This is a genomic window from Actinosynnema sp. NPDC023658, assembly GCF_040639995.1.
In the GTDB taxonomy this organism is placed as follows: Bacteria; Actinomycetota; Actinomycetes; order Mycobacteriales; family Pseudonocardiaceae; genus Actinosynnema.
In genome coordinates this window covers 1-1340 of record NZ_JBFAAX010001311.1, presented here as the reverse complement: position 1 = coordinate 1340, position 1340 = coordinate 1, and the positions used below count along the sequence as shown (strand labels likewise).

The 1340-nt window shown below is 73.4% G+C and carries 1 protein-coding gene and 1 pseudogene; both read right to left on the bottom strand.

Annotated features, from left to right (window positions below):
• A pseudogene (locus AB0G02_RS40565) lies at positions 1 to 501 on the bottom strand (hypothetical protein); the annotation flags it as partial.
• Between the two features lie 118 nt (positions 502 to 619).
• Complete coding sequence (locus AB0G02_RS40560) at positions 620 to 1195, bottom strand: helix-turn-helix domain-containing protein (RefSeq protein ID WP_360805964.1); 576 nt, start codon at positions 1193 to 1195, stop codon at positions 620 to 622.
• Positions 1196 to 1340 lie beyond the last annotated feature (145 nt).

The window sequence follows — 1340 nt, the reverse complement described above, 5'->3', positions numbered from 1 at the left end:
CCAGCCAGCCTCGCTGACGCCCCAGAGGCCGGTGCGGTCCGGGTCGACGCCCGGGTGGGTCCGCAGGGCGCGCACCGCGGCCAGCGCGTCACCGGCCAGCAGGTCGAAGTCGACGTCGGACTTGGACCGCTTGGGCCGCTTGTCGTAGACCAGCGTCACGACGCCGGCCCGCGCGAAGGCCTCCGCCTCCTGCCGGTAGCCGTCCCGCGAGACCCGGCCGGACCCGTGCACCATCACCATCGCGGGTCGTCGCGCGCCGGGGTCGGCGGCCGGCGCGACCACCGTGCCGTGCAGCGTGAGGTCGCCGTTGGTGAAGCTGATGTCCTGCTCGGTCACGCCGTCGGGCGCGGCCAGAGCCGGGGCGGGGGCAGCCGGTGCCTGGGCCGAGGCGGGCGCGGCTTGGGCCGGCGGGGACAGGGCGGCCAGTGCCGCGGTCACCGCCGCGACCGCGAGCAGCCGACCGAGGGCACGCCGAAGAGGCGAGTTGCGTCCGGGGAGCACAGGTGCTCTCCTTCCTGAGGAGGTTCGCACGTACGAGGAACACGCCGTTCTCGGCGTGGTGCTGCGACTTCCGTCTTCCTGGGCCGTCGAGTGCCAGCTCGACGGCCCAGGGCTCACGTCACGGACGCCCGTCGGGCGGGGCGCCGGGCACCGGGAAGGCGAAGAAGCGGACGGCGACGTGCCGCGCGTCCGCGGGCATCTCCCCCACCGGTCGTTGGTAGCGCTTGAGCAGCGCCATGTACTCGTCGAAGAACTCGTGCAGCTCGGGCAGGGTCACCCGGAGCGAGCCGCGCGAGTACGGCAGCGCGTCGGCCCACTCGCCCAGCTCTCCCCGCCGCCGCAGGAAGTCCGCGAACAGCTCCTGGTCGGCGGCGAGCTTGAGCTGGTTGAGCTGCTCCACGAGCGCCGCCACCTCCGGGTCCTTCGCACCGGGCCGGAAGCGCAGGTCCTGGGTGAAGGTCCGCCACCACCGCTCACGCCCGTGGGCGCGTTCGGGGACCTCCTCGACGAAGGAGTGCTTGGCGAGCATCCGCAGGTGGTAGCTGGTCGCGCCGCTGCTCTCACCGAGCGCCTTGCCCAGGATGCTGGCCGTCGCCGGACCGTGCTGCCCGAGGTGCCGCAGGATGCGCTGGCGCAACGGGTGCGCGAGGGTGCGCAGCTCGTCGACGTCGGTGATCTCCCGGGGTTCGACCATGATGCAAAGGTAGCGTTGCAAAGGCACCTTTGCAACTCTGTCGACGTGCCGACGCGCCGACGGCCCGCACCGGTGGGGGTGCGGGCCGTCGGGGACGGGTGGGCAGCGGTAGAGCTCGTCGTACCGCGACCCGTGGGCGGGGTGG

Excerpts from the sequence above, each read along its gene's own strand:
- AB0G02_RS40560 (WP_360805964.1), bottom strand. The coding sequence starts at position 1,195 with ATGGTCGAACCCCGGGAGATCACCGACGTCGACGAGCTGCGCACCCTC.